The sequence below is a fragment of the Curtobacterium sp. MCLR17_054 genome, assembly GCF_003234335.2.
GTDB lineage: Bacteria > Actinomycetota > Actinomycetes > Actinomycetales > Microbacteriaceae > Curtobacterium > Curtobacterium flaccumfaciens.
This window is the reverse complement of the sequence record NZ_CP126263.1, coordinates 2,022,122-2,048,307: the sequence shown is the minus strand read 5'-3', so window position 1 is coordinate 2,048,307 and position 26,186 is coordinate 2,022,122. Positions and strand designations below refer to the sequence as shown.

Sequence of the window (26,186 nt, the reverse complement as noted above, 5' to 3'; positions counted from 1 at the left end):
CGGCGGGCGAATGGTGGAGCACGTCCCACCCGCACCGACCGGAAGAGGGGTTCGACGTGGACCTGGTCCTCACCAACGCACGGCTGACCGACGGTCGATCCGTCGACGTCACCATCGCCGACGGCGTGATCGTCAGCGTGGCCGACGCGCTGCCCGGTGCCGCCGCTCCCGCTGGTTCCGCGCGCGTGGTCGACTGCGCCGGACGTGTGCTCATCCCCGGGCTCATCGAGGCACACCTGCACGTCGACAAGGCCCTGCTCGACCGGGAACGCCCGAACCCCGACGGCACCCTCGCCGGCGCCATCGCCGTCACGGGGGAGCTCAAGCGCGGCTTCACCCACGCCACCGTCCGCGACCGCGCCCGCACCCTGCTCGACCAGGCCATCACGAACGGCACGACGCTCGTCCGCGCACACCCCGACGTCGACCCGATCGTCGGGCTCACCGGGGTCGAGGTGCTGCTCGACCTGCGCGACGAGTACCGGGACGCCCTCGACCTGCAGATCGTCGCGTTCCCCCAGGAGGGCATCGCCAAGGCACCGGGCACCCTCGCGCTGCTCCGTCAGGCGCTCGCCGCGGGGGCGGACGTCATCGGGGGCTGCACGTACAACGAGCACACCCTGGCCGCGTGCCACGAGCACGTCGAGACCGTCCTCGACCTCGCCGAGGAGTTCGGGGTGCCGGCCGACCTGCACGCCGACTTCGCCGACGACACCTCCGACCCGCGGTACGCCCTCGCCGGGCACATCGCCGACCGCGTGACCGCCCGCGGGCTGCAGGGGCGGGTGGCGCTCGGGCACGTGACCTCGGTCGCGAGCCTGCCCCGCGGCGAGCGCCGGGTGCTGTTCGATCGCCTGGCGGCCGCCGGGGTCGCCGTCGTGCCGCTGCCCGCGACCGACCTGCACCTCGGGGGACGGTCCGACGACCACGACGTGCGGCGCGGGGTCGTGCCGGTCCGGGAGCTCTGGGACGCCGGGGTCACGAGCGCGTACGCGTCGAACAACGTCCGGAACGCCTTCACCCCGTTCGGCAACGCCGACCTGCTCGACGTCGGGCTGCTCCTGGCGCAGACCGGGCACCTGTCCGGCCCGGACGACCTGCGCCGGGTGCTCGCCATGGCGACCACGGGGGCGGCGGAGGTCGTCGGCGTCGCGGACACCCACGGCATCCGGCCCGGCGCCGCCGCCGACCTCGTCGTGCTCTCCACCACCGACCCGGACGGCGTCCTGCTCGACCGGCCGGACCGCGCCCTGGTCGTCAAGCGCGGCCGGGTCGTCGCCGAGACCACCCGGACCACCCGCCTCACCACCAGCCGCACCACGAACCGATCGAAGGAACTCAGCCATGCGTGAACGGATCCCGCACGAGATCGTCGCCTCCGTCCTGGCCGGTGCCACGGCGTTCATCGGGGGCAACGCCCTGCACCTGCCGACCTGGGCGATCTTCATCAGCTGGGCGGGGATGTTCCTGCTCGGCAGCAAGCCGACGCTGCGGAACGCCACGCGCCTGTGGGCCGCGATGCCGATCGGCTCGGCGTTCGGCCTGGTCATCGTCCTGCTCGACCAGCGGTTCGGCACGCTGTTCGGCGAGGGGCAGGCTGCGCAGAACACCGTCCTGGCGCTGCTCATCCTCGTCGTGAACTGCGCCCTGATGTACACCGGTCGCACGAAGCTGTTCGGGCTCGTCCCCGGCATGTTCCTCGGGTTCGCCTCGTTCTTCGCGACCTGCTTCGGCGGCTTCGGGTTCGACCCGGGGAACGCCTGGGCGGCCTGGGTGTCGGTCGTGCTGATGAACGCGCTCGGGCCGGTGTTCGCCTACCTGTCCCGCCGCCTGACCTTCGCCCGGGCCGAGACGACGGGCTCGGCCGGTTCGGTCGGCTCGTCCGACCCGGCCGCTTCGGCCGACCCGGTCGCCGCGACCGACGCCGGCGGCGCAGCGACCCCGCCTCCTGCTCCGGAACGCCAGCCCGACCAGCCCGTCGCAGCCTCGGCCTAGGAGCGGACCGGTACGCTCGGGTCCCGTGTCACGAGTCGTCCGCCGCCCCCGCTCCGCCGTCCGGAGGCCGGTCACGATCTCGGTGGTCGCCGTCCTGCTCCTGGTGGCGGGGTACCTCGTCGCCGCGGCCGTCGTACCGTTCGGCCCGGCGAGCGCCAGCACCACGACGTACTCGGCCCCGAAGACGACCGTCCCGGCGCTGAGCTTCCCGGGGTACGGCGCGACGGCGGTCGAGGCGACGGACTTCCCGGAGAGCCTGCGCACCAGCGGCGACACGAAGCCCCGGTCGATCGCGAGCATCACGAAGGTCGTCACGGCGCTCGTGGTGCTCGACGAGAAGCCGATGGCCGCGGGGGAGTCCGGTCCGTCCATCCGCTTCACGAAGCAGATGGAGGGCTTGTACGCCAAGTACGCCGCGCAGAACGGCGAGGTCGCCCCGATGCCCGCCGGCCTGAAGCTCACCGAGCACCAGACGTTCCAGGTGATGCTGATGAAGTCGGCGAACAACTACGCCGGCGCACTCGCCATCTGGGCCTTCGGGTCGATCGCCGCCTACGAGCACGCGGCGAACGACTGGCTCGACGAACACGGCCTGGACGACACCACGATCCACGAGCCGACCGGCCTCGACCCGGACAACACCTCGACCGCCACGGACCTGGTCGAGCTCGGGCAGCTCGCGCTGGCGAACCCGGTGGTGAAGGACATCGTCGGTACCCAGGACGTCACGATCCCGACGGTCGGCGAGATCGAGAACTCGAACAAGCTCCTCGGGCTCGACGGCATCGAGGGGATCAAGACCGGCACCCTCGACGAAGCCGGCGCCTGTCTGCTGTTCGCGGCGACGTACGAGCGCGGTGGCAAGGACGTCACCGTCGTCGGGGTGATGCTCGGCGGTGTCGACCACGACTCCCTCGACGTCGACGTGCAGCGGTTGCTGCGGTCCGTGGCGGACAACTTCCAGGTGGTGACGCTCACGCACCAGGGCCAGACCTTCGGCACCTTCTCGACCCCGTGGCAGGACGAGGCCGACGCGGTCACGACGAAGGCCGCCGAGGTGCTCGTGTGGGGCAAGACGACCGTCACCGCGAAGGCGAAGCTCGAGCAGGTGACCTTCGGCACGAAGGGCGAGCGGGTCGGGCAGGTGCGGTTCCGCATCTCCGACCACGACCCGGTCACGGTGCCGCTCGTGCTCGAACGCACGATCGACGACCCCGGCGTCTGGTGGCGCTGGACGAACCCGTTCCAGGGGGCGTGACGCCCGTCGTCCGCCGACCGTAGAGTCGGTCGGGTGACGACGATGACGACGTTCCCCCGGACCACCCCCGCCGCCCTCGGCATCGATCCCGGTGGTGTGACCGCCCTGCTCGACGCCCTCGAGTCGACGCCCGCCGTGGAGCCGCACAGCATCATGCTGCTGCGGCACGGCCAGGTCGCGGCCGAGGGCTGGTGGCAGCCCTACGCCGCCGACCGCGTGCACCTGCTCTACTCGCTGAGCAAGAGCTTCACCGCCGCCGGGGTCGGCATCGCCGTCCGGGCGGGCCTGATCGACCTCGACGCGACCGTGCTGTCGTACTTCCCGGAGCTCGACGCCGACGTCACCGACGAACGCAGCCGCCGCATCCGCGTCCGGCACCTGCTCGCGATGGCGAGCGGCCACCGCGAGGAGACGATCGACCGCGCCCAGGCCCTCGACCCGACGAACACGGTGCGCGGGTTCCTGCTGCTCCCGCCGGACGAGGAACCCGGCACGGTCTTCGCCTACAACCAGCCGTGCACGTACACCCTCGCCGAGATCGTCCGGCGGGTGACCGGCGGGTCCCTCGTCGCGTGGCTCCGCCCGCACCTGCTCGACCCGCTCGGCATCGACGACCTCGCCTGGCGCCGCGACGACACCGGCGCGGAGCTCGGCTACAGCGGGTGCTACGCCCCGACCGACGCGGTCGCCAAGCTCGGCCAGCTGTACCTGCAGGGCGGTGTCTGGGACGGCGAGCGGATCCTCGACGCCGACTGGGTCGAGCAGGCGACCAGCACGCAGGTCGCCAACCCGGACGAGGCCAACCCCGACTGGTCCCAGGGCTACGGCTTCCAGTTCTGGATGGCCCGCCACGGCTTCCGCGGCGACGGCGCCTACGGCCAGTTCTGCGTCGTCCTGCCGGAGCAGGACGTCGTGCTCGCGATGACCGGCCAGAGCCTCGACATGCAGGCCGTCCTCGACGCGGTCTGGCAGCACCTGCTGCCCGCCGTCGACCGCGCGTCCGACGCGGCGTCGGCTTCCGCCCTGGAGGCCCGGCTCACCTCCCTGGGACTGCCTCCGGTCCAGGGTGGTCGCCTTCCGGAGCACCTCGCCGACGTCGAGCTCCGGTTGCGTCCCCGCGGGATCCTCGATGCCGTCACGTTCGCCCGAGGTGCGGACGGGATCCGCCTGACGATCACCGACGACGGCCGGTCGGAGTCCGTGCCGCTCGGCGAAGGGCGGTGGGCCGTCGAGGGCGCCCTCGCGGCGAGCGCGGCCACCGAGCCGGAGGGCAGCGTGCTCGTCGCGGTCCGCTTCCTGGAGACCCCGCACCTGCTGCACCTGCGCGTCGACCTCGACGCGGGCACGGTCGGGGCGAAGTGGAAGACCGAGCCGCTGCACGATGGCCCGATGACGCTCCGTCGCCCGGCGGACTGACCTGCGCCGACCACAGGGCGCGCACGACCCGGTTCGCGGCGCGCACGATCCGGTTCGCGCCCCCGCGTCGTCATCGCGCCCTGGGGAGTCGGGGCGCGATGACCGTGGTGGGGCGCGGTCGGGGAGGCGTGCGGACTCGGACGGGCGTCTGGCTACGGGGTGTCGGAGGGGTGCTCGGTGACGATCTGCAGCTCCGGCCGCTTCGCCGACACCCCGTCGCCGGACGAGGTGTGCTTGATGCGCCGGACCACCCACGGCACCAGGTACTCCCGGGCCCACCCGAGGTCCTCGGCGCGGGCCTCGCGCCACGGGCGTGCCTCGAGCGGGTCCGGGTTGAACGGTTCGAGCCCGTGCGGCACGCCGAGGGTGTCGAGCACCGCCGCGGCGATCGTCGAGTGGCCCATCGGGGAGTGGTGCAGCCGGTCCGGAGCCCACATGCGCGGGTCCCGGAGCACCCGGAGTGCCCACATGTTCGCCACCAGGGCGCCGTGCTTCAGGGCGATGGCGTGCAGGTTCTCGTTGTAGATCGCCGTCTTGCCACGGACCATGCCGAGCACCGGGGTCATCCCGACGTCCGGGCCGGTGAACAGGACGACGGTGGCTCCGTCGCGGCGCAGGTCGGCGACGAGCCGGTCCACGCGCTCGGCGAGCTCGTCCGGGTCCGAGCCGGGGCGGATGATGTCGTTGCCGCCGGCGGACACCGTGATGAGGTCCGGGTGCAGGGCGACGGCGGCCTCGGCCTGCTCGTCGATGATCTGCTGCAGCAACCGCCCGCGGATCGCGAGATTCGCGTAGGCGAAGTCGTCGGTCTGGTGTGCGAGCACCTCGGCGACGCGGTCCGCCCAGCCGCGGTTGCCGCCCGGGACGGTGGGGTCGGGGTCCCCGATGCCCTCGGTGAACGAGTCACCGATCGCGACGTACCTGGTCCAAGGATGACGATCTGACACGTCCCGGACCCTAGTCTCGTGGCATGACGAAGGCCAACACGGACGCCGTCGGCTGGTCGGTGCCGGACGAGCTGCTCGACCGCATCGCCGAGCGCGCCCCGGGCTACGACGCCGCGAACGCGTTCTGCACCGAGGACCTCGACGAGCTCCGCGCCGCCGGCTACCTGCGGATCGGCGTCCCCGTCGAGCAGGGCGGGGCAGGCCTCGGTCTCCGCGCCACCGCGCGGGTGCAACGCACCCTCGCCCAGGCCGCACCGGCGACGGCACTCGGCCTCGGCATGCACCAGGTGTGGGTGCAGGCGGCCCGCGCCGTCCGTGCGCGAGGCGAGTCGTTCCTCCAGGCCGTCACCGACCACGCTGCGGACGACCACCTGCTCGCCTTCGGGGTGAGTGAACGCGGCAACGACGCCGTGCTGTTCGACTCGTCGACGACGGCGGAGCCGGACGGCGACGGCGGCTACCGGTTCACCGGGACGAAGGTGTTCACGTCGCTCGCACCGGCGTGGGACGTCATGAGCGTCTTCGGCAAGGACACCTCGGGGTCGGAGCCACGACTCGTGCACGGGTTCGTCCTGCGGTCCGACGGCGACGTCGAGCACCTGGACGACTGGGACACGCTCGGGATGCGCGCGACGCAGAGCCGCACCACGAAGCTGCACGGCGTGCACGTCCCCGCCGACCGCATCGTCCGGTCGCTGCCGGTCGGGCCGAACCAGGACCCGCTCGTGTTCGGGATCTTCGCGTCGTTCGAGCTCCTCATCGCCTCGGTGTACGCCGGGATCGCGGAGCGGGCGATCACGCTCGCGGCGACCGCCGTGGCGGGGCGGACCGCGGCCGACGGCGCCCCGCGGTCGCAGGACCCCGACGTGCGCCGGGCGATCGCCGACCTGCGCGGTTCGGTCGACGCGATCACGCTGCAGGTCGACTCGCTGGCGCGGTCGGTCGACGAGCTCGACGACCTCGGAGCCCGCTGGTTCCCGCTGCTCGTCGGCACCAAGGCCCGGGCCGTGGACACGGCCCAGCACGTCGTGGACGAGGCCATGCGCGTCGTCGGTGGCTCGGCGTTCCGGTCGTCGAGCGAGCTGGCGCGGCTGGCGCGTGACGTCCGGGCGGGGCAGTACCACCCGTCGTCGCGGGACTCCGCGGCGCGGACGATCGCCGCGTCGGTGCTCGGCCCGCTCGGCTGAGCGCTGCGCTCGCACGGTGCGAGGTTGGCGTGACGGCGGCGTGGCGTGGCGGCGCACGGTGCCGGGTCCGTCGGCCGGTGCGACCTTGGTCGCTCGGTGCCGCCCTGTGGCGCCGCACCGTGCAACCAACCCGGCACCGATTCGCGAAGGGCGCACGGTGCGATGGGCGCGACGGCGTCGATGGCGTGGCGGCGCACGGTGCGGAGTCCGTCGGCCGGTGCGAGCTTGGTCGCTCGGTGCTGCCCTGTGGCGCCGCACCGTGCAACCAACCCGGCACCGAGTCGCGAAGGGCGCACGGTGCGACGGCGGGCGAGCAACCGTGCACGACGGGACGAACCTCGCACCGAGCGGCCGTGAGCACGCCCCGCACGGCGATGTCGGCGGCGCCTGGCATCATCTCGGTGTGAGCAAGCAGGACGGACGGAACCGCCTCGTCTCCGACGCACCGGTGGACGACGTCTCGGCGACCGTGCTGCACGTTGACATGGACGCCTTCTTCGCCTCCGTCGAACTGCTCGACCGCCCCGACCTGGTGGGGCTGCCGGTCATCGTCGGACACGACTCCGACCGCTCCGTCGTCACCGCCGCCACCTACGAAGCCCGTCGCTACGGGGTCAACTCCGCGATGCCGATGGCCATCGCCAAACGCCGCTGCCCGAACGCCGTCATCGTCGAGCCGCACTTCGAGAAGTACCGGGCGAAGTCCGCCGCGGTGATGGCGATCTTCGACCGGTTCACCCCGCGCGTGGAGCGCCTCGGCATCGACGAGGCGTTCCTCGACGTCGCCGGCGCCCTCCGCTTGTACGGCACCCCGTGGCAGATCGGCCAGGCGATCCGCCGCACGGTCTTCGCCGAGACCGGTCTGCACTGCTCCGTCGGTGCGGCATCGACGAAGTTCGTCGCGAAGCTCGCCTCCAGCCGATCGAAGCCGGACGGCCTGCTCGTGGTGCCCGCCGCCGACACCGTGGCGTTCCTGCACCCGCAGCCGGTGTCCGCGCTCTGGGGCGTCGGCGGCAAGACGCAGGAGACGCTCGAACGCCGGGGCATCCGCACGGTCGGCGACCTGGCGAACACCCCGCTCGGGTCGCTGGTGTCGGCACTCGGCCCGGCCGGCGGGCAGCGGCTGCACGACCTGTCATGGGGTCGCGACCCGCGCGTGGTCGACACCGGCGTCGGCGAGAAGTCGATCGGGCACGAGGTCACGTTCGGTCGTGACCTGACGGAGCGCGACGACGTCGCACGCGAACTCCTGCGCCTGGCCGACAAGGTCGCCGTCCGCCTGCGCCAGGCCGACGTACAGGCCCGGACCGTGGCGCTCAAGGTCCGGTACACCGACTTCACCACCCTGACCCGGTCGCGCACGCTGGCGGAGCCCACCGACGTCGCGAAGCGCCTGCACCGCGAAGCCGTCGAGCTGTACGACGTGCTGCACCGACCGGGCAACCAGATCCGGCTGATCGGGGTGCGCGGCGAGAACCTCGTGCCCGCGGCCGCGAGCAACGCCCTGTGGGACGACGACGCGCCGTGGCGTGACACCGAGACCACGGTCGACGCGGTCGCCGCACGCTTCGGCGCCGGCGTGCTGCGGCCGGCATCCCTGGTCCGCCGGACCCCTGACGGCGGCGTCCCGCACGCTCGGCAGGACTGACGGTGGCGGTAGAATCGGGTTCAGTGAGCGCAGCGGAGTACGAAGACCAGCAGCCCGCCACGCTGTGGGCGGAGTCGGGTGACGACCAGTCCGGCGCAGGCGGATCGTCGTCGACGCACGACGGCAGCCAGGCGCATCAAACCCAGGCGTACCAGACGGCGCAGGCGCAGGGTGACGCCGCCCGTGACGAAGCCGACGCCGCGGCCCTGGCCGAAGCGGCCGGCAACTCGGCCGTCCAGCACCTCTCGCCGGCGTTCCCGGACCGGGCCGCCTGGGGCACGGCATCGAAGCTCCGCGCCTGGCAGATCGAAGCGCTCACGAAGTACTTCGAGAAGGAACCCCGCGACTTCCTCACGGCCGCGACCCCCGGCGCCGGCAAGACCACCTTTGCGCTGCGTCTGGCGACCGAGCTCCTCGCCCGCGGCACCGTCGACCGCATCGTCGTCGTGGCCCCGACCGAGCACCTGAAGCGCCAGTGGGCCGACTCCGCCGACCGTGTGGGCATCCGGATCGACCCGATGTTCAAGAACGGCGACGGCATGTTCGGCCGGCACTACCAGGGCGTCGCGATCACGTACGCCCAGGTCGGCATGAACCCCGAGGTGCACAAGCGCATCACCGAGGGCGGCCGCACCCTGGTCGTCCTCGACGAGGTCCACCACGGTGGCGACGCCCTGACGTGGGGCGACGGCATCCGAGAGGCGTTCTCCGGCGCCACCCGCCGGCTCTCGCTGTCGGGGACCCCCTTCCGGTCCGACACCGCACCGATCCCGTTCGTGCAGTACGCCCCCGACGAGCAGGGCATCCGCACCTCGATCTCCGACTACAACTACGGCTACGGTCGCGCGCTGAAGGACGGCGTCGTCCGCCCGGTGCTGTTCATGGCGTACGCCGGACAGATGCGCTGGAAGACCCGGATGGGCGACGAGATGTCGGCGTCCCTGGGCGAGCAGGTCACGAAGGACATCACGGCTCAGGCCTGGCGCACCGCGCTGTCACCCGAGGGCGAGTGGATGCCGGCCGTGCTCTCCGCGGCCGACAAGCGCCTGACCGAGGTTCGCCGTGGTGTGCCCGACGCCGGCGGCCTGGTCATCGCCACCGACACCACCACAGCCCGCGCCTACGCCCGGATCCTGCAGCAGATCACGGGGGAGCGTCCCACCGTGGTGCTGTCCGACGAAGCCGCCGGGTCGAGCCGCATCAGCGCGTTCGCCGACGACACCTCGCGCTGGATGGTGGCCGTCCGCATGGTCTCCGAGGGCGTCGACGTCCCACGGCTCTGCGTCGGCGTCTACGCCACGAGCGCGAGCACGCCGCTGTTCTTCGCCCAGGTGATCGGCCGCTTCGTGCGTGCCCGTCGCCGCGGTGAGACCGCGAGTGTCTTCCTGCCGAGCGTCCCCGGCCTGATGGCCCTCGCCGCCACCCTCGAGCTCGAGCGCGACCACGCCCTCGACCGCCCGAAGGACGCCGACGACGGCATGTACAACCCCGAAGACGCGATGGTCGCCGAGGCCAACAAGGAAGACCGCGCGTCCGAGAGCCTGCTCGAGGTCCAGCCGTTCGAGGCACTCGACTCGCAGGCGTCCTTCGACCGCGTCCTCTACGACGGCGGTGAGTTCGGCACCGGCGGCGAGGTCGGTTCCCTCGAGGAGCTCGACTTCATCGGCATCCCCGGGCTCCTCGAACCCGATCAGGTGCGCGACCTCCTGCGTGCCCGTCAGGCGACCCAGGCCAAGCGTTCCAAGGGCCGCACGGCCAAGGACGGCATGCCGAAGCCGCCCGAGCCCGACCGCCCGATGTACATGACGATCAAGGAGCAGCGCACCGAGCTCGCCCGGCTCGTGTCGATCTGGTCCCGCCACTCGAACGAACCGCACGGATCGATCCACGCCGAACTCCGACGGATCAGCGGTGGCCCGGCCGTGGCGCAGGCGAGCATCGAGCAGATCCAGAAGCGCATCGACATCCTGCGCTCCCGCATCGGCGGACGACGGTGACCGCGGCGTGATCGAGCCGGTCGACGACCGCACCTGGTACGTCAAGCGCGACCCCGAGGCATCACCCGAGGCGATCATCGACCGCTTCGGCGGCGGCTACCGACTGCGCCGGTTCTCGCTCACCGAGTCCCGCCGCACCCCGCACGGGGTGTTCACGGGGCCCGAACTGGCCGAGACCGCGTGGTGGCGGCTCCGCGACAGGCCGCGGAACTCATGACGCGCCAAGCCAAAGTCCGGTAGACCGGAGGAATGGCAGACTCGATCCCTCACGTCCTCGTCCTCGGCGGCGGCTCCGCTGGCTACACCACGGTCAAGCAGCTCCAGAAGCACGCGGCCACGGTGCCCATGCGCATCACGCTCGTGGACCAGAACACCTACTACACGTACCTGCCGTTCCTGCCCGAGGTCGCCGGTGGCCACATCGCGCCGAAGGACGTCACCGTCGAGCTGCGCCGTGCACTGCGCAAGACCCGGGTGATCCAGGGCAAGGTCACCGCGATCTCCTCGGCGGACAAGACCGTCTCGATCGCGACCGCCGGCGGCGACGACCGCACCCTCGGCTACGACCACCTCGTCGTCGCCCTCGGTTCCGTCACCCGCACCTTCCCGACCCCCGGGCTCGAGGAGTACGGCGTCGGCTTCAAGAGCGTCGAAGAGGCCGCCTACGTGCGCGCCAAGCTCCTCGACAACATCGCGAAGGCCGCTGCCACCCGTGACGAGGACGAGCGTCGCCGTCTGCTGACCAGCGTCTTCGTCGGCGGTGGCTACACCGGCGTCGAGGCGATCGGCGAGCTCTTCGACGTGTCGCAGGCCGCCATCAAGACCTACCCGTCGCTCGCCGGTGAGCAGCCCCGCTGGGTGCTCATCGACGCCCTCGACCGCGTCGCGCCCGAGGTCGGCCCCGAGCTGTCCAAGTGGACGCTCGAGTCGCTCCGCGCCCGCGGCATCGACGTCCGCCTGAAGACCACCATGCCGAGCGCCGAGGGCGGTGTCGTCAAGTTCTCCGACGGCGACGAGTTCGCCACCGGCCTGCTCGTCTGGACCGCCGGAGTCAAGCCGAACCCGCTCCTCGACGCCTCCGACCTGCCGCGCGGGCCGAAGGGCCACCTCGCCGCGAACGCGAAGCTCCAGGTCGAGGCCGAGGACACCCACCAGGTCGTCGAGGGCGTCTGGGGGCTGGGTGACGTCGCGCAGGTGCCCGACCTGACCGCCGACAAGCAGCCGGCGTTCTACCCGCCGAACGCGCAGAACGCCGTGCGCCAGGCCGTGGTCGCCGCCGACAACATCGTCGCGACCATCACCGGCAAGCCGCTCGAGGAGTACCGCCACCCCTCCATCGGCACCGTCGCGTCGTACGGTGTCGGCAAGGGCGCCGCGAACATCAAGGGCATCAAGATGACCAACCTGCTCGCGTGGCTCGCGCACCGCGCGTACCACGTGTACGCGATGCCGACCCTGAACCGGAAGGCCCGCATCATCATCGGCTGGATCACCGGCGCGGTGTCGGGTCGCGACGCGACCTCCCTGATCAAGGAGACGGACCCGCGACGCAACTTCGTCGAGGCGTCGAAGAGCTAGACGCGTCCACGGACGGACGGACGGGAGGCGCGGTGCCAGCTGGCACCGCGCCTCCCGTCCGTCCGTGACGTGCGTTCGCACCCACCTGCCGCTCTCCGGCATACTGACTCCCTCGGCGCCCACGGCGACGAGGTCCCGGAAGTCGACCGACACGTGCGCCCCACCACCACCATCTCCTCCGTCCGATCGTGCCTCCGATGCGGCGCCGAGCGTCACGACAGCACCGTCCACCGGTGCCCCGGTCCGGCCGACCCGCTCCGCGCCTTCGGCCTCGACGCCGGAGCCCGAACGGTGCTCGAGGTCCTGGGCGGGATCGGGCAGCCCTCCCTGGTCGGCGGAGCAGTCCGCGACGTGCTGCTCCGGGAAGCCGGGCGCGGACCGACCACCACCGGTGACGTCGACGTCGAGGTGCACGGCACCAGGACCGATGTGGTCGTCGGAGCGTTGCGTGCGGCCGGCGCGATCGTCGTCGAGGCCGGTGCGGGGTTCCCGGTCCTCAAGGTGGTGCTCGACGGATCCCGCGTCGACGTCGCAGTGACGGCGGAGTCCGGTGCGCTCGATCCGGTCACGGTGTCCGCCCTCGGTCGGGACTTCACGGTGAACGCCGTCGCCTGGGACCCCCGCACGAACGTGTTCCTCGACGCGGTCGGTGGGATCGACGATGCCGTCATCGGCGTGCTGCGGCACGCTTCCGAACGCTGCAGCGAGGACCCGCTCCGGGTCTTGCGTGCCGTACAGCTCGTCGCCCGGTTCGACTTCGCCGTGCACCCCGCGACGCTGCATCTGGCGCGGTCGCTCGCGGCGCGGTTCGAGTCGATCGCCACCGGGCGGATCTGGCCCGAGATCCGCAAGCTGGCACTCGGCGACCACGTGTCTGCTGCCCTCCGAACGCTGCACGACAGCGGCTGGGAGCGACACCTGCCCGAGCTCGCCGCGGTCCGAGACGTGCCGCAGGACCCCCGGTGGCACCCGGAGGGTCCCGTGCACGTCCACCTCGGAGCGGCGGGGGACGCTGCCGCCCGCGCCTGCACCGCGGACGGGATCCGGGGTGACGACCGGGTCGTCATCGTGCTCGCCGCCGTCCTGCACGACCTGGGGAAGGCCGGCTCCGGCACGCAGGTCCTCGCCGACGACGCAGGTGCGGTCCGCATCCGCAGCCTGGGCCACGAGGTGTCCGGCGCTGCGGCAGCAGCAGCGCTGCTCGGTCGTCTCGGCGCGCCACGCCACATCGTCGAGCGGGTCGTCCCGCTCGTTCGCGAGCACATGGTCCCGCACTCGTCCAACGGCGCGCCACCGTCCGTTCCCGCTGCTCGGCGGCTGTTCCGACGGCTCGGATCCTCCCTGCCCGCGATGGAGTCGTGGGCCCGGGTGTGCGAAGCCGACTCGCAGGGGCGTGGTCCGGGGGCGAGTCGGTCCTCGGCGTGGTCGTGGTTCGACGTCGCGCTCCGGGACCAGGTCGCGCGTCGACCCGTGCGGCTGCTGTCCGGCCGCGACCTCGTCGACGCGGGACTCACCCCGGGGCCGGTGTTCCGCGAACTCCTCGTGGCGTCCGCGGCGGCGCAGGACGACGGCGTCTTCGATGACGTCGCCGGAGCCCGCGCGTGGCTGCGCCGAGCGGTCGACGCACGCCGGTGACGGACGGGAGGCGCGGTGCCAGCTGGCACCGCGCCTCCCGTCCGTCGGTGCGGACGCCCACCGCCTGTCCGCCATCTGCGGTCCTGTGTCCGTTCCAACGTGGCGCGCGCCAGCGTTGACGCGACGAACGAGAGGAGCGTCCATGCGCGCCATGACGTACCGCGGCCCCTACCGGATCCGCGTCGAAGAGAAACCGGATCCCCGGATCGAGCACCCGAACGACGCGATCGTCCGGGTGGAACGGGCCGCGATCTGCGGGTCGGACCTGCACCTGTACCACGGCATGATGCCCGACACCCGGGTCGGGCACACGTTCGGCCACGAGTTCATCGGGGTGGTCGAGCAGATCGGCTCGTCCGTCGAGACCCTGTCGGTCGGCGACCGCGTGATGGTCCCGTTCAACATCTTCTGCGGCACGTGCTGGTTCTGCGCCCGCGGACTCTTCGCGAACTGCCACAACGTGAACCCGAACGCGACCGCGGTCGGCGGGATCTACGGGTACTCGCACACCACCGGCGGGTACGACGGCGGGCAGGCGGAGCGCGTGCGGGTGCCGTTCGCCGACGTCGGACCGCAGGTGATCCCGGACTGGCTCGACGACGACGACGCCCTCCTCATGACGGACGCACTGAGCACCGGCTACTTCGGGGCGCAGCTGGCGTCGATCCGCGAGGGCGACACCGTCGTGGTGCTCGGTGCCGGGCCGGTCGGACTGTTCTCCGCGGCGTCGGCGTGGTTCATGGGAGCCGGCCGGGTGATCGTCGTTGACCAGCTCGAGTACCGGCTCGAGAAGGCCCGGAGCTTCGCGCACGCCGAGACGATCAACTTCGCCGAGGTCGACGACGTCGTGCTCGAGATGAAGAAGCAGACCGACTTCCTGGGTGCGGACAGCGTGATCGACGCCGTCGGAGCCGAGGCGGACGGCAACTTCACCCAGCAGGTCACCGCCTCGAAGCTCAAGCTGCAGGGCGGGTCCCCGACGGCGCTCAACTGGGCGATCGACGGCGTCCGCAAGGGCGGCACGGTCTCGGCGATCGGCGCGTACGGGCCGATCCCGAGCGCGGTGAAGTTCGGGGACGCGATGAACAAGGGCGTCACGATCCACACGAACCAGGCGCACGTGAAGCGCCAGTGGCCGCGGTTGCTCGAGCACATCCAGGCCGGTCACTTCAAGCCGAGCGACATCATCACGCACCGCATCCCCCTCGAGCACATCGCCGAGGGCTACCACCTGTTCTCGTCCAAGCTCGACGGTTGCATCAAGACCGTCGTCGTGCCGTGAGGAGGCCCGACATGTCCGACCACACCCCGTACATCGCCGATCCGCCCCGTCGGGTGCCGTCGGCCGAGGAACTCCGTGCCCGCATCCCGGGGTGGGGGAGCGACCTCGACCCGGCGGACCGGCCGTCCGTGCCGAAGCTCTCGCGCGAAGCCGGTTCGGCCACCGGAGCCCACTGGGACCTCCCGCCGCAGCAGGACGGTGCGCACGGCCGGGAGCGCTCGATCGAGCACGCCCACGTGACGCCGGTGTTCGGCACCGCGCAGCCCCTGCACGGCGTCGCCGGGATCGTCCGGCGGTACGCCTACCGGCGGTTCAGCGAGGGGCGCCTGGCGCACTGGATGCTGCTCGTCGTGGGGGACCGCCTGGACGTCGCGACGCACCGGGTGACCGATGCGCTCCGGGGTCGGCCGGACCGGGTGATCAGCGAGACCGGTGTCGCGGCGGAGCGTGGGAACCACCCCGTTGCGTCGCGCCTGGGGTCGAGTCGGTCGGACTGGCGGCACCAGGTGCTCGACCCGGTGGTCGCGAACTGGGGCTGGCTGGCGGCGCTCGGCGCCGTGGTGCTGGTGGTGCGGCGGGTGCGCCGCTCGCGCTGACCGCGCGCGCCGCCTGGCCTGCACCATGGTGCGGCGTTGCCCACTCGGTGCGACGTTGTCCCGTCACACGGAGTGCGCAACCCTGCACCGGCCTCCGACGTGCGCACGTTCCGGCCTGGAGGCGCGCCGCGGCCCCGCCCCGCGCCTCCAGTCCGCACGTCCCGCGTCCACCCGCGCGCACCGACGCTGCGCGGAGAACGTCCTGAGCGCAGCGAGGCGGCGCGGGCGGGGATCGCCCTGAGCGCAGCGAAGTGGCACGTGGTCGCCCTGAGCGCAGCGAGGTGGCGCCCCAGAGGCGGTGACGCCCTGAGCGCAGCGATGGCGGCACTCGCCGGGAAGACACAACAGAAAATGCCCCCCGACCGAAAGGTCAGGAGGCACGCATTTCCTGTGTCCGAGAGGGGACTTGAACCCCTACGCCCTAATACGGGCACTAGCACCTCAAGCTAGCGCGTCTACCAATTCCGCCACCCGGACAGGGTGTCTGGTGTCTGTTTCCCGGGTTGAACCCGGCGTTCCTGCCGAGAGAAGACACTAGCACGGGTCTGAACGCGCGATGAACACGGCCGCGCATCCCGGGCGAGTCCTGCGCGCGCTGTCCCGGCGACGGGGTCGGTGCCGACCGATACCGTGGAGCCATGACGAACCCGGAGCCCTCCGAGCCGCAGTCCGTGCCCGAGCTCGAGGCCACCGCGGCGATCGCCCGCGACCTCATCCGCATCGACACGACGAACTGGGGCGAGGGGAAGTCCCGTGGTGAGACGGAGGCAGCTCACTACGTCGAGGACAAGCTCCGCGCGCTGGGCCTGGAGCCGCAGTTGTTCGAGTCGGAGCCGGACCGGGTGAGCGTCGTGGCGCGGGTGCCCGGTCGGAATCGTGACAAGCCGGCGCTCGTGGTGCACGGGCACCTCGACGTCGTGCCGGCCGACCCGGCGAACTGGTCGGTCGACCCGTTCGGTGGCGTGGTCAAGGACGGGTCGCTGTGGGGTCGGGGCGCCGTCGACATGAAGAACATGGACGCGATGATGCTCACGTCGCTGGCGGACGTCATCGAACAGCACGGTGCGCCGGAGCGTGACCTGGTGATCGCGTACTTCGCCGACGAAGAGGCCGGGGGAGTCCTGGGGTCCCACCACGTGGTCGACCAGCACCCGGAGGTCTTCGCGGGGGCGTCGGCGGCGATCAGCGAGGTCGGCGGGTACTCGATCACGCTCGGTGACCGTCGCGCCTACCTGCTGCAGACCGGCGAGAAGGCGCTCATGTGGGTGAAGCTGATCGCGCGCGGCACCGCTGCCCACGGCTCGCACGTGATCCGCGACAACGCCGTCACGAAGCTCGCGGCGGCGGTCGCCCGGATCGGCAGCGAGGAGTGGCCCGTCCGGCTCTCGGCCACGACGGACGCGATGGTGGCCGAGGTGGCGCGGTTCCTCGGGGTGGACCCGACGGTCACCGGCCCGGACGAGGTCGCCCTGGCCACCGGCTCGGCGTCGCGGTTCATCCACGCCGCGCTGCACACCACGTCGAACCCGACGGTGCTGACCGCCGGCTACAAGCACAACGTGATTCCGGACACCGCCGAGGCCCTGGTGGACATCCGCTGCCTGCCGGGTGACGAGGAGTCCGTGCTCGAGCGGGTGCGGGAGCTCGCCGGACCCGACGTCGAGGTGGTCATGTCGTTCCGCGACATCGGCCTCGAGCAGGACTTCGGCGGCCCGCTGGTCGATGCCGTCCGCGACGTCCTCGGCCGGCACGACCCGGGCGCACCGGTCCTGCCGTACCTGCTGTCCGGCGGCACCGACAACAAGGCGCTCTCGACGCTCGGCATCGCGGGGTACGGGTTCGTGCCGCTGCAGCTGCCGGCCGGTGTCGACTTCCCCGCGATGTTCCACGGCGTGGACGAGCGGGTGCCGCTCGACTCGCTGGCGTTCGGTCGGCGGGTGCTGGGCGACCTGCTCGCCACGTACTGATATTGTTCATGGTCGCCGTCGTGGCGGTGCCCTGACCGACCTCCCCCTGAAAGGCCCGTGCGATGCACATCCTCGAGGCGATCTTCCTCGGCTTCGTCCAGGGGCTCACCGAGTTCCTGCCGGTGTCCTCCAGCGCGCACCTGCGCATCGTGGGGCTCTTCCTGCCCGACGCGAAGGACCCCGGAGCGGCCTTCACCGCCGTGACGCAGCTCGGCACCGAGACCGCGGTGCTCATCTACTTCTGGAAGGACATCACCCGGATCATCGGGCGGTGGTTCCGGTCGGTGGTCAAGCGTGACGTGCCGAAGGGCGACCCCGACGTCCGGCTCGGCTGGCTGGTGATCCTCGGCACGATCCCGATCGGGATCGCCGGGCTCCTGCTCAAGGACTCGATCGAGACCACGTTCCGGTCCCTCTGGATCGTCGCGATCGTCCTCATCGTGTTCGGTGTCGTGCTCGGGGTGCTCGACCGTGTCGGCCGCAAGGAGCGCCGGATCGAGCAGATGACGTTCCGCGGTGGTCTGCTCATCGGCCTGGCGCAGATGCTCGCCCTGGTGCCCGGTGTCTCTCGCTCCGGTGCGACCGTGTCGATGGGTCTCGCCCTCGGGTACACCCGCCCGGCGGCAGCCCGGTTCGCGTTCCTGCTGGCGATCCCGGCGGTGTTCCTGTCCGGGTTCTACGAGGCCGCGACGAGCCTCGGCGACCACGGCTCGCCGTTCGGACTCGCCGACACGCTCATCGCCACCGTCGTCGCGTTCGTGGTCGGGTTCGTCGTGATCGCGGCGTTCATGAACTACATCAGCAAGCGCAGCTTCATGCCCTTCGTCGTTTACCGGATCGCACTCGGTATCGTGCTCATCGTGTTGTTGTCGCTCGGAGTGATCCAGCCGTGAGGGCCTGGCAGGCCCCATCCGTCCCCGACGTCCCCGGCGCCGCGCCCCGACCGGTCGTCCACGACACCGCAACGGGCAAGCCGGTGGACCCCGCCCGCGACGAGGACCGTGCTGCGCTGTACGTCTGTGGCATCACGCCGTACGACGCCACGCACCTCGGCCACGCGGCGACGTACCTGGCGTTCGACACGCTCGGCCGTGCCTGGCGTGACGCGGGGCTCGACGTCGAGTACGCGCAGAACGTCACCGACGTGGACGACCCGCTGCTCGAGCGTGCCGCCCGCGACGGCGTCGACTGGCGTGCCCTGGCGGCTGAACAGGTCGACCTGTTCCGCCGCGACATGGAGTCGCTGCGGATCCTGCCGCCGGACGACTTCGTGGCCGTCACCGACGAGGTCGAGCGCGTCGCCGAGGCGGTCTCGTTCCTGCAGGAGTCCGGCTACGCGTACGAGGTCCCGACCGACGGCGCCGAGGGCGACGACCTGTACTTCGACGTGAACCGCCCCACCGACGCATGGACCCTCGGTGACGAGAGCGGCCTGGACCGCGAGACGATGCTCGCCCTCGCAGCCGAACGCGGCGGCGACCCGGATCGTCCGGGCAAGCGCGACCCGCTCGACCCGCTGCTGTGGCGCGCCGCGCGTGACGGCGAGCCGGCCTGGGACACCGAGATCGGCCCCGGTCGCCCCGGCTGGCACATCGAGTGCAGCGTGATCGCCGGTGACCGCCTCGGGCTGCCGATCAGCGTGCAGGGCGGCGGGAGCGACCTGGTCTTCCCGCACCACGAGATGAGCGCCGGGCACGCTGCTGCCCTCGCGCACCAGCCGCTCGCGAACGCGTTCGTGCACACCGGGATGATCGCCTACCAGGGCACGAAGATCTCGAAGTCGCTCGGCAACCTCGTCACCGTGCGCGGGCTGCTCGACGACGGCGCCGACCCCCGTGCCATCCGGCTCGCGCTGCTGTCGCACAAGTACTCCGACGACTGGGAGTGGTTCGACACCGAGCTGACGAGTGCCCAGACGCGGCTCGCCGGCTGGGACGCCTGGGCCTCGGGAGCCTCCGCCGGGCACGCCGACGACGCAGCGGACGTCGCGGCACGCATCCGCGCGCGGGTCTCCGACGACCTGGACACCCCCGGTGCCGTCGCCGCGGTCGACACGGCGATCGCCGGTGGCACGGCGTGCACGCCGGAGCTCATCGACCTGATCGACGCGCTGCTCGGCATCCGCCTGGCCTGACCTGCGCGGACGCGACACGTCGCGTGCGCGCCGCCGAGGGGTCAGGAACTGTCGCCGACGCGGGCCGCAGCCGACAGTTCGCGACCACTCGCCGGACGTGAGCGGGGTGTCGTGACCGTTCGCGGCCGCCTGACGGGAGGCCCGTGGCGAGGCCGACACGCGCCTCCCGTCCGCGTGTGGTCGCGACACGTCGCGTGCGCGCCGCCGAGGCGTCAGGAACTGTCGCCGGGGCGGGCCGCAGCCGACAGTTCGCGACCACTCGCCGGCCATGAGCGGGGTGTCGTGACCGCTCGCCGCAGGCCGCAGGCCGCACGCCGCACGCCCACCACGGACAGGAGGCACGGTGCCAGCCGGCACCGTGCCTCCTGTCCGTCAGCGGGTGACGGCTACTGCTGGGGCCGCCACGGCCCCTCGCCACCGGCGGTGCCGCCGTCCTTGCCGTCCTTGCGCTCACGGCGGCGGAGGTACTGCTCGAACTCCTGGGCGATGGCGTCGCCCGAGGCCTCGGGGGAGTCGACGGTGTCGCGCGCCTGCTCGAGCTGCCCGATGTAGGACGCCATGTCCTCGTCGTCGGCGGCGAGGGCGTCGATGCCCTCTTCCCACTCGGTGGCGTCGTCGAGCAGCGAGCCACGGGGCACCGTGACGTCAGTGAGCTCCTCGATCTTGTCGAGCAGCGAGAGCGTGGCCTTGGGCGAGGGCGAGTTGTGCACGTAGTGCGGCACCGAGGCCCACAGGGACAGCGTGGTCAGGCCGGCCTTGTCCATCGCGTCGGCGAGGACCCCGAGGATGCCCGTCGGGCCCTCGTACGAGGACTTGTCGACGTCGAAGGCGGCGCGGACCCCGGCGTTCTCGCTCGACACGAACACCGAGATCGGCCGGGTGTGCGGGACGTCGGCGAGCATGGCGCCGACGAAGACGACGGCGTCGATCGAGTAGACGTCCGCCAGGTCGATGATCTCCGAGCAGAAGCCCCGCCAGGTGCGCGAGGGTTCCGGGCCGACGAGGACGAAGACGTCGCGGTCGGTGGGGGAGCCGGTGGCACCGATGACCGGACGCCCCTCGGCACCGGGGCCGTGCAGCACGATCCGGGGCCACTGCACGCCGCGGTCGCCGTTGTCGTCGGTGCCGACGGTGGGCCGGTTGAACTGGTAGTCGACGTACCGCTCGCCGTCGAGCTCACGCAACTCGTCGAGGCCGAGCGACTCGACGATGCGACGCGCCAGACCGCTCGCGGCCTCGCCGGCGTCGTTCCAGCCCTCGAAGGCGACGACGAGCAAGCGACCGTCGCTGAAGGGGGAGTGCTGTGGCACGGAGCGGACCTCCTGGTGGTGGAGCGGAGCGGGGCGGGAGCGATGCCCCCGGCCGGACACGATTCAGGCATCCACTGTAGGCCCAGGGGGTGTCGGCGCACGCGCGCGTCCGCGCCCAGCGGAACGGCCCCGGTAGACTCGTCGCCCGTGACCGCGCATCCTCCTGCCCTCGTCCCGCCCGCAGCCGTGCTGTGGGACATGGACGGCACGATCATCGACACCGAGCCGATCTGGCAGCGGTCCCAGGTCGACCTGACGAACCGCTACGGCGCCGAGTGGACCCACGAGGACGGCCTGTCCCTGGTCGGGTCCGGCCTCGAGCGCTCCGGCGAGCTCCTGCGCGCCAAGGGCGTCGACATGGAGGTCGAGGAGATCATCCAGTGGATGACCGACTACGTCATGGAGCACCTGCGCGCCGGTGAACTGCCCTGGCGGCCGGGTGCCCGTGAGCTCGTCGAGGAGCTCCACGCCCGCGGCATCCCGACCGCCCTGGTCACGATGTCCCGTCGCAAGATGGCGCTCGTCGCCGCCGAGGCCCTGGGCGAGCGCGGCTTCCGCGTCGTCGTGGCCGGCGACGACGTCGACCGCCCGAAGCCGTTCCCGGACGCGTACCTGTCCGCCGCGGCGCAGCTCGGCGTCGAGCCCACCGCGTGCGTCGCGATCGAGGACTCCGCCACCGGCGTCGCGTCGGCCGTCGCCTCCGGCGCCGTCACGGTGGCCGTCGAGCACATCGTCCCGCTCTCCGAGATCGCCGGCGGCGACGTGCACCTGACCACCCTGGCTGGGGTCGACGTCGACCGTCTGGTCGAGTTGACGACGCCGGCACTGGCCGCACGGGCTGCGCACTCTGGAGGCTCGGTGCCGGACCCGGCGCACGCTGCGGACACCGAAGGGGTCACCCGATGAGCCACACCGACGACGCACGCGACGAGGCGGACGCGAGCAGCGCCTCCAGTCCGACCGCGGATCCGACCGCAGCCCTCCCGCACACCGCGGGCGGCGCACCACACACGCCGCCGCGCGGCCCGTTCCGGGCCGGCGACCGCGTCCAGCTGACCGGTCCGAAGGGCAAGCTCACGACGCTGTCGCTCGAGACCGCGGGTGAGTACCACACGCACCGCGGGGTGCTGCGGCACGACGACGTCATCGGCCAGCCCGACGGCTCCGTCATCCGGGCGAGCACCGGTGACGAGTACCTCGCGCTCCGTCCGCTGCTCAACGACTACGTGATGTCGATGCCGCGTGGCGCCGCGATCGTCTACCCGAAGGACGCGGCGCAGATCGTGGCCTTCGCGGACGTCTTCCCCGGGGCCCGCGTGGTCGAGGCCGGCGTCGGCTCGGGGGCGCTGTCGCTGTTCCTGCTGCGCGCGATCGGCCCGACCGGGCAGCTGCAGTCGTTCGAGCGCCGCGAGGAGTTCGCGGCGATCGCGAAGGGCAACGTCGGCACCTTCCTCGGCGCAGTCCCGGACAACTGGTCCGTCACCGTCGGTGACCTGGTCGAGTCGCTGCCCGACGCAACCGAGCCGCAGAGCATCGACAGGGTCGTACTCGACATGCTCGCGCCGTGGGAGTGCGTGGACGCCGCGGCCGACGCCCTCGTGCCCGGCGGACTCATCGTCTGCTACGTCGCGACCGTCACGCAGCTGTCCCGCACGGCCGAGGCCCTGCGCGACACCGGGCGCTTCACCGACCCGATGCCGAGCGAGACCCTGGTGCGCACCTGGCACGTCGAGGGCCTCGCCGTCCGCCCGGACCACCGCATGGTCGGGCACACCGGGTTCCTCATCACGGCACGACGCCTGGCCGACGGCACCGTGCTGCCGAACCTGAAGCGCCGCGCGGGCAAGGCGGAGTTCTCGGACGAGGACATCGAGGCCTGGACCCCCGGTGCCGTGGGTGAGCGGGCGACGAGTGACAAGAAGCTCCGCAAGGTCGCCCGGCAGTCGGCGGCGCAGGCGCGCAAGGTCGCGGCGGCCGAGGCGTCGTCGGCGGCGGATGGTGCTGTGGCTCCGTCCGAGGGCGCTGTGGCTCCGTCGGATGCCGCTGCGGCGCCGTCCGGGGCCGTCGAGGACGAACGGTAGGCTGACGGCGTGCCCGTCCTGCATCGAACGGAAAGAGGGTCTGTGCGCACCATCCCCGCACTCCTGGTCACCATCGGTCTCGCGGTGTCCCTCACCGCCTGCGCCTCGAACGGCGCCGGCACCACGCCCTCGAGCTGTGCCGCTCCCGGCGCCGCGTCCGAAGCGGTGACCGCCACCGGCAAGTTCGGCTCGGAGCCGAAGGTCAACGTGCCGAAGGGCCTGACCACCAAGGGCACCCAGGTGTCCGTGCTGAGGCAGGGAACTGGTCGGACGATCGACGACGGCACCCCCGTCCTGGTCGAGTACACCCTGGTCGACGGCTCCACCGGCCAGGTCGCCCAGACGAGCGGCTACTCGGGCCAGACGGCACCGATCACCGCCGGTGCGAGCAACTACGGGGCCCTCGGCGCCTCGCTGCAGTGCGCCCGGGTCGGCGACCGCCTGGCGGTGGCCCTGCCGAAGAGCGCCCTGAGCAGCACCGGCGGCACCGCTGGCAGCTCGTCGTCGAAGAAGACCGAGGACGCCGTGATCGCCGTCATCGACGTCAAGCGCGCGTTCGACGCCCGTGCCACCGGCACCCCGCAGCTCGCCGGCGACAAGATGCCGGCCGTGGTGCTCGCACCCTCCGGCGCCCCCGGCATCACGATCCCGTCGTGGAGCGCGCCGAAGTCGAACGAGACGCACCTGCTCCGCAAGGGCGACGGTCGCGAGCTCACCGCGAAGGACACTGCGGTCATCAAGTACACCGCCGTCACCTGGGGTGCCGACCCGTCCGTCGCCGGCTCCAGCTGGACCGACGGTTCCGGCGCGCAGGCCATCCCGCTCACCAAGGGCCAGGTCGACGAGGGCGTCCGGACCGCCATCGTCGGGCACCACGTCGGCGACCAGGTCCTGGCCATCGTCAACCAGCAGGGGACCGCGTACGCGTACGTGATCGACGTCCTCGGGGCGATCTCGAACTGACCCGGTCCGACCGTCCACGGACCGCGGCGCGGGTGCACTCCGGTGCACCCGCGCTGCCGTAGGATCGGCTCGTGCCAGCGACCCGTGTGCCCCGTGTGCCCGCCGAGGAGCGGCTGTTCAGCCTCGTGCTCGCGCTGCTCTCGACGGAGTCCGGGCTGACCAAGGCCGAGATCCTGGCCAACGTGCAGGGGTACCGGCAGCGGTTCTCGACCGGTGGCGACAACGCCTCGCTCGAGCGCCAGTTCGAACGCGACAAGGACGACGTCCGCGAGCTCGGCATCCCCCTCGAGACCATCGAGACCCCGGGTGCCGCGGGCAACAACCAGACGCTCCGGTACCGGATCCCGAAGGGTGAGTACGACCTGCCCGTCGACGTCCGCTTCACCCCGGACGAATCCGCGCTGCTGTCCCTGGCCGCGATGGCCTGGCGCGAAGGCGCACTGTCCGCCGACTCCCGCCGTGGCCTGCTGAAGGTCCGCTCGGCCGGCGCCGAGGACGACGACGGTGCCCTGCAGCTCGGGGTCGATGCGTACGCCCCGCGGCTCCGGGCTCGGGATGCGTCCTTCGAGCCGCTCCGTTCCGCGCTCGATCGCGGCGCCGCAGTTCGCTTCGACTACATCACGCCGGGGCAGCACGACGCCCGTCGGCGCGAAGTTGCTCCACTCGCCCTGGTGCAGCACGGCGGCCGGTGGATGCTCGCCGCCCACGAGTTCGCGACGGACTCGGACAAGAACTACCTGCTGGCCCGCATCGTCGGACCCGTCACCCAGTACGAGGTCGGGCAGCACACCGCTCCCGTCGGCGCGGGGGAGCGCACCCTCGCCGAGCTCGAGCGGATCTGGGCCGAGCGCACCGCGCGCATCGCCGTGACGCCGGGTTCCGACGCCGAACGCCGACTGACCCGTCGCCGCGACACCGAGACCGACGCCGACGGCGCGCTCGTGCTGCACCATGTCGACCCGCAGATCCTCGCCGAGGAACTCGCCGCCTTCGGTCCCGAGGTCCGGGTGCTCGAACCCGACGACCTGCGGGCGCGGGTCGACGAGCGCCTCCGTGCACTCGTGCGCGACCACACCGACGACGACCGTGCCGCAGCCCCCGGAGAGGACCCCGTTCGTGGCTGACGCCCAACCTCTGCAGGCGCAGGACAAGCTCGCGTTCCTGCTCGCCCTGGTGCCCTACCTGATCGACCGCGAGCGGGTCTCGGTGGCCGAGGCCGCTCGGCACTTCGGTGTGCCCGAGGCCCGCATCCGGCGTGCCGTCGAACTCATCGCGGTGTCCGGGGTGCCCGGCGAGACGATGCAGTACCAGCACGGCGACCTGTTCGACATCGCCTGGGACGACTTCGACCAGAACGACATGATCGTGCTGACCAACCTCGTGGCGATCGACGACTCACCGCGGCTGTCCGCTCGTGAGGCCTCGGCACTCATCGCGGGCCTGCAGTACCTGTCCGCGCTGCCCGAAGCCGCCGACCGTGACGCCATCCGCGCGCTGATGGCCAAGCTGTCCCGCGGTGCCGGGGGAGCGGCGTCGACCGTCGCCGTCGGGCAGGACCTGCACGACGTCGCCCTCGCCACCATCCGCCGGGCGATGTCCGACGGCCGCGGCCTGGTCTTCGAGTACGCCGGACCGCGCACCCAGGGCGGCACCCGACGGGTCGACCCGCTCCGGGTCGAGTCCATCGACACCGACTGGTACCTGCGCGCGTGGGACCTCGACCGGCAGGCGCTCCGGACGTTCCGGCTCGACCGGATGTCCGAAGCCCGGGTCGACGACCGCGCGGCCGAGAAGACCATCGACCAGGTCGTCATCCCGGACACGCTGTTCCAGCAGGCCGCCGACGACGTCATCGTCACGGTGGAACTCGACTCGACGTCGCTGCCCCTGGTCGCCGACTTCCTGTCCGACACGGCCGACGCGCCCGACTCCGACGGCCGTGTCCGCATCCGGCTCGCGGCGTCGCACGGGTTCGACGGCGTGGTCCGGCTCGTTGCCGGGTTGCCGGGTCGTGCCGTGGTGCTCGATCCGCCAGCGGCCCGTGACGCCGTGCGCGACTTCGCGGCCGCGGCCCTCGCCGCGGGCTGACGTCTGCCGCTGCGGCTCGTTCGAGCGCTGCACGTTCCGACCGGGTACGCCCGATCCCGCCAGGTATGCCTGATCTCGCCAGGTACGCCTGATCTCGCACGGTG

Annotated in this window: 22 protein-coding genes and 1 tRNA gene; 20 read left to right on the top strand and 3 right to left on the bottom strand. The window is 72.0% G+C overall.

All coding sequences use genetic code 11. The annotated features are described in order from the left end of the window. The first annotated feature begins 56 nt into the window (after positions 1-56). The 4 genes from DEJ08_RS09825 to DEJ08_RS09810 are packed head-to-tail and all read left to right on the top strand — an operon-like array spanning position 57 to position 4,669. Positions 57-1,352: an amidohydrolase family protein gene (locus DEJ08_RS09825; protein ID WP_111055565.1), complete on the top strand. Its 1,296-nt coding sequence runs from the start codon at positions 57-59 to the stop codon at positions 1,350-1,352. Beyond that, positions 1,345-1,995, top strand: coding sequence for a DUF1097 domain-containing protein (locus tag DEJ08_RS09820; protein ID WP_111055566.1), 651 nt, complete (start codon positions 1,345-1,347; stop codon positions 1,993-1,995). The genes DEJ08_RS09825 and DEJ08_RS09820 overlap by 8 nt, the downstream gene beginning before the upstream one ends. Positions 1,996-2,020: 25 nt before the next feature. Next, entirely contained in the window at positions 2,021-3,253 is a 1,233-nt protein-coding gene (locus DEJ08_RS09815) for a D-alanyl-D-alanine carboxypeptidase family protein (RefSeq protein ID WP_163343605.1), read from the top strand. Positions 3,254-3,295: 42 nt separating this feature from the next. Then, positions 3,296-4,669 (top strand): serine hydrolase domain-containing protein, encoded by a 1,374-nt coding sequence (locus DEJ08_RS09810; RefSeq protein ID WP_181439073.1) that lies wholly within the window; start codon positions 3,296-3,298, stop codon positions 4,667-4,669. Between the two features lie 152 nt (positions 4,670-4,821). Here the strand turns inward: DEJ08_RS09810 and DEJ08_RS09805 are convergent, their stop codons facing one another. Next, on the bottom strand, positions 4,822-5,616 hold the full coding sequence (locus tag DEJ08_RS09805; RefSeq protein ID WP_071244716.1) for an SGNH/GDSL hydrolase family protein: 795 nt from the start codon (positions 5,614-5,616) through the stop codon (positions 4,822-4,824). A gap of 23 nt (positions 5,617-5,639) precedes the next feature. Here DEJ08_RS09805 and DEJ08_RS09800 point away from each other — a divergent pair, with 23 nt between their 5' ends. The 8 genes from DEJ08_RS09800 (at position 5,640) to DEJ08_RS09765 (ending at position 15,539) form a co-directional block, all read left to right on the top strand. Beyond that, the gene (locus DEJ08_RS09800; RefSeq protein ID WP_111055569.1) at positions 5,640-6,803 is read left to right on the top strand and encodes an acyl-CoA dehydrogenase family protein; all 1,164 of its coding nucleotides are present in this window, start codon (positions 5,640-5,642) and stop codon (positions 6,801-6,803) included. A gap of 403 nt (positions 6,804-7,206) precedes the next feature. Then, complete coding sequence (dinB, locus tag DEJ08_RS09795; protein ID WP_111030125.1) at positions 7,207-8,451, top strand: DNA polymerase IV; 1,245 nt, start codon at positions 7,207-7,209, stop codon at positions 8,449-8,451. Between the two features lie 206 nt (positions 8,452-8,657). After that, positions 8,658-10,448 carry a DEAD/DEAH box helicase gene (locus tag DEJ08_RS09790; protein WP_071403990.1) on the top strand — a complete coding sequence of 597 codons (1,791 nt, stop codon included), beginning with the start codon at positions 8,658-8,660 and terminating at the stop codon, positions 10,446-10,448. Between the two features lie 7 nt (positions 10,449-10,455). Further along, positions 10,456-10,665: a hypothetical protein gene (locus DEJ08_RS09785; RefSeq protein ID WP_017887301.1), complete on the top strand. Its 210-nt coding sequence runs from the start codon at positions 10,456-10,458 to the stop codon at positions 10,663-10,665. A 32-nt stretch (positions 10,666-10,697) separates the two neighbouring features. Then, the gene (locus DEJ08_RS09780; RefSeq protein ID WP_027465651.1) at positions 10,698-12,026 is read left to right on the top strand and encodes an NAD(P)/FAD-dependent oxidoreductase; all 1,329 of its coding nucleotides are present in this window, start codon (positions 10,698-10,700) and stop codon (positions 12,024-12,026) included. A 153-nt stretch (positions 12,027-12,179) separates the two neighbouring features. Continuing rightward, positions 12,180-13,661 carry a tRNA nucleotidyltransferase/poly(A) polymerase-related protein gene (locus DEJ08_RS09775; RefSeq protein ID WP_146248571.1) on the top strand — a complete coding sequence of 494 codons (1,482 nt, stop codon included), beginning with the start codon at positions 12,180-12,182 and terminating at the stop codon, positions 13,659-13,661. Positions 13,662-13,803: 142 nt separating this feature from the next. Further along, positions 13,804-14,943, top strand: coding sequence for a zinc-dependent alcohol dehydrogenase (locus DEJ08_RS09770; RefSeq protein WP_111039368.1), 1,140 nt, complete (start codon positions 13,804-13,806; stop codon positions 14,941-14,943). Positions 14,944-14,954: 11 nt separating this feature from the next. Continuing rightward, positions 14,955-15,539, top strand: coding sequence for a CxxCxxCC domain-containing protein (locus tag DEJ08_RS09765; RefSeq protein ID WP_111055571.1), 585 nt, complete (start codon positions 14,955-14,957; stop codon positions 15,537-15,539). Positions 15,540-15,930: 391 nt separating this feature from the next. Here DEJ08_RS09765 and DEJ08_RS09760 read toward each other — a convergent pair. Beyond that, positions 15,931-16,016, bottom strand: a tRNA-Leu gene (locus DEJ08_RS09760). 161 nt (positions 16,017-16,177) lie between these two features. Between DEJ08_RS09760 and DEJ08_RS09755 the strand changes: the two genes are divergently transcribed. The 3 genes from DEJ08_RS09755 (at position 16,178) to mshC (ending at position 19,640) form a co-directional block, all read left to right on the top strand. Next, complete coding sequence (locus tag DEJ08_RS09755) at positions 16,178-17,506, top strand: M20/M25/M40 family metallo-hydrolase (RefSeq protein WP_110864516.1); 1,329 nt, start codon at positions 16,178-16,180, stop codon at positions 17,504-17,506. Positions 17,507-17,568: 62 nt separating this feature from the next. Next, positions 17,569-18,399 carry an undecaprenyl-diphosphate phosphatase gene (locus DEJ08_RS09750; protein ID WP_111055572.1) on the top strand — a complete coding sequence of 277 codons (831 nt, stop codon included), beginning with the start codon at positions 17,569-17,571 and terminating at the stop codon, positions 18,397-18,399. Next, positions 18,396-19,640, top strand: coding sequence for a cysteine--1-D-myo-inosityl 2-amino-2-deoxy-alpha-D-glucopyranoside ligase (gene mshC, locus DEJ08_RS09745; RefSeq protein ID WP_111055573.1), 1,245 nt, complete (start codon positions 18,396-18,398; stop codon positions 19,638-19,640). The genes DEJ08_RS09750 and mshC overlap by 4 nt, the downstream gene beginning before the upstream one ends. A 386-nt stretch (positions 19,641-20,026) precedes the next feature. Here mshC and DEJ08_RS09740 read toward each other — a convergent pair whose 3' ends face one another. Then, positions 20,027-20,950 (bottom strand): proteasome assembly chaperone family protein, encoded by a 924-nt coding sequence (locus tag DEJ08_RS09740; protein WP_027465645.1) that lies wholly within the window; start codon positions 20,948-20,950, stop codon positions 20,027-20,029. Positions 20,951-21,097: 147 nt separating this feature from the next. Here DEJ08_RS09740 and DEJ08_RS09735 point away from each other — a divergent pair, with 147 nt between their 5' ends. From DEJ08_RS09735 to DEJ08_RS09715, 5 genes are all read left to right on the top strand, one after another. Beyond that, a complete protein-coding gene (locus DEJ08_RS09735; RefSeq protein WP_258367304.1) occupies positions 21,098-21,856 on the top strand; it encodes an HAD family hydrolase in 759 nt (252 codons plus the stop codon). Beyond that, on the top strand, positions 21,853-23,031 hold the full coding sequence (locus DEJ08_RS09730; protein ID WP_111055575.1) for a tRNA (adenine-N1)-methyltransferase: 1,179 nt from the start codon (positions 21,853-21,855) through the stop codon (positions 23,029-23,031). Before DEJ08_RS09735 ends, DEJ08_RS09730 begins: the two co-directional genes overlap by 4 nt. 42 nt (positions 23,032-23,073) lie before the next feature. Next, on the top strand, positions 23,074-23,994 hold the full coding sequence (locus DEJ08_RS09725) for an FKBP-type peptidyl-prolyl cis-trans isomerase (protein ID WP_111055576.1): 921 nt from the start codon (positions 23,074-23,076) through the stop codon (positions 23,992-23,994). A gap of 71 nt (positions 23,995-24,065) precedes the next feature. Then, entirely contained in the window at positions 24,066-25,118 is a 1,053-nt protein-coding gene (locus DEJ08_RS09720) for a helix-turn-helix transcriptional regulator (protein ID WP_035808308.1), read from the top strand. After that, positions 25,111-26,082, top strand: coding sequence for a helix-turn-helix transcriptional regulator (locus DEJ08_RS09715; RefSeq protein WP_111030116.1), 972 nt, complete (start codon positions 25,111-25,113; stop codon positions 26,080-26,082). Before DEJ08_RS09720 ends, DEJ08_RS09715 begins: the two co-directional genes overlap by 8 nt. Positions 26,083-26,186: the final 104 nt, after the last annotated feature.

Excerpts from the sequence above, each read along its gene's own strand:
- DEJ08_RS09730 (WP_111055575.1), top strand. The coding sequence starts at position 21,853 with ATGAGCCACACCGACGACGCACGCGACGAGGCGGACGCGAGCAGCGCC.
- DEJ08_RS09820 (WP_111055566.1), top strand. The coding sequence starts at position 1,345 with ATGCGTGAACGGATCCCGCACGAGATCGTCGCCTCCGTCCTGGCCGGT.
- DEJ08_RS09780 (WP_027465651.1), top strand. The coding sequence starts at position 10,698 with ATGGCAGACTCGATCCCTCACGTCCTCGTCCTCGGCGGCGGCTCCGCT.
- DEJ08_RS09750 (WP_111055572.1), top strand. The coding sequence starts at position 17,569 with ATGCACATCCTCGAGGCGATCTTCCTCGGCTTCGTCCAGGGGCTCACC.
- DEJ08_RS09770 (WP_111039368.1), top strand. The coding sequence starts at position 13,804 with ATGCGCGCCATGACGTACCGCGGCCCCTACCGGATCCGCGTCGAAGAG.
- DEJ08_RS09765 (WP_111055571.1), top strand. The coding sequence starts at position 14,955 with ATGTCCGACCACACCCCGTACATCGCCGATCCGCCCCGTCGGGTGCCG.
- DEJ08_RS09755 (WP_110864516.1), top strand. The coding sequence starts at position 16,178 with ATGACGAACCCGGAGCCCTCCGAGCCGCAGTCCGTGCCCGAGCTCGAG.
- DEJ08_RS09800 (WP_111055569.1), top strand. The coding sequence starts at position 5,640 with ATGACGAAGGCCAACACGGACGCCGTCGGCTGGTCGGTGCCGGACGAG.
- DEJ08_RS09810 (WP_181439073.1), top strand. The coding sequence starts at position 3,296 with ATGACGACGTTCCCCCGGACCACCCCCGCCGCCCTCGGCATCGATCCC.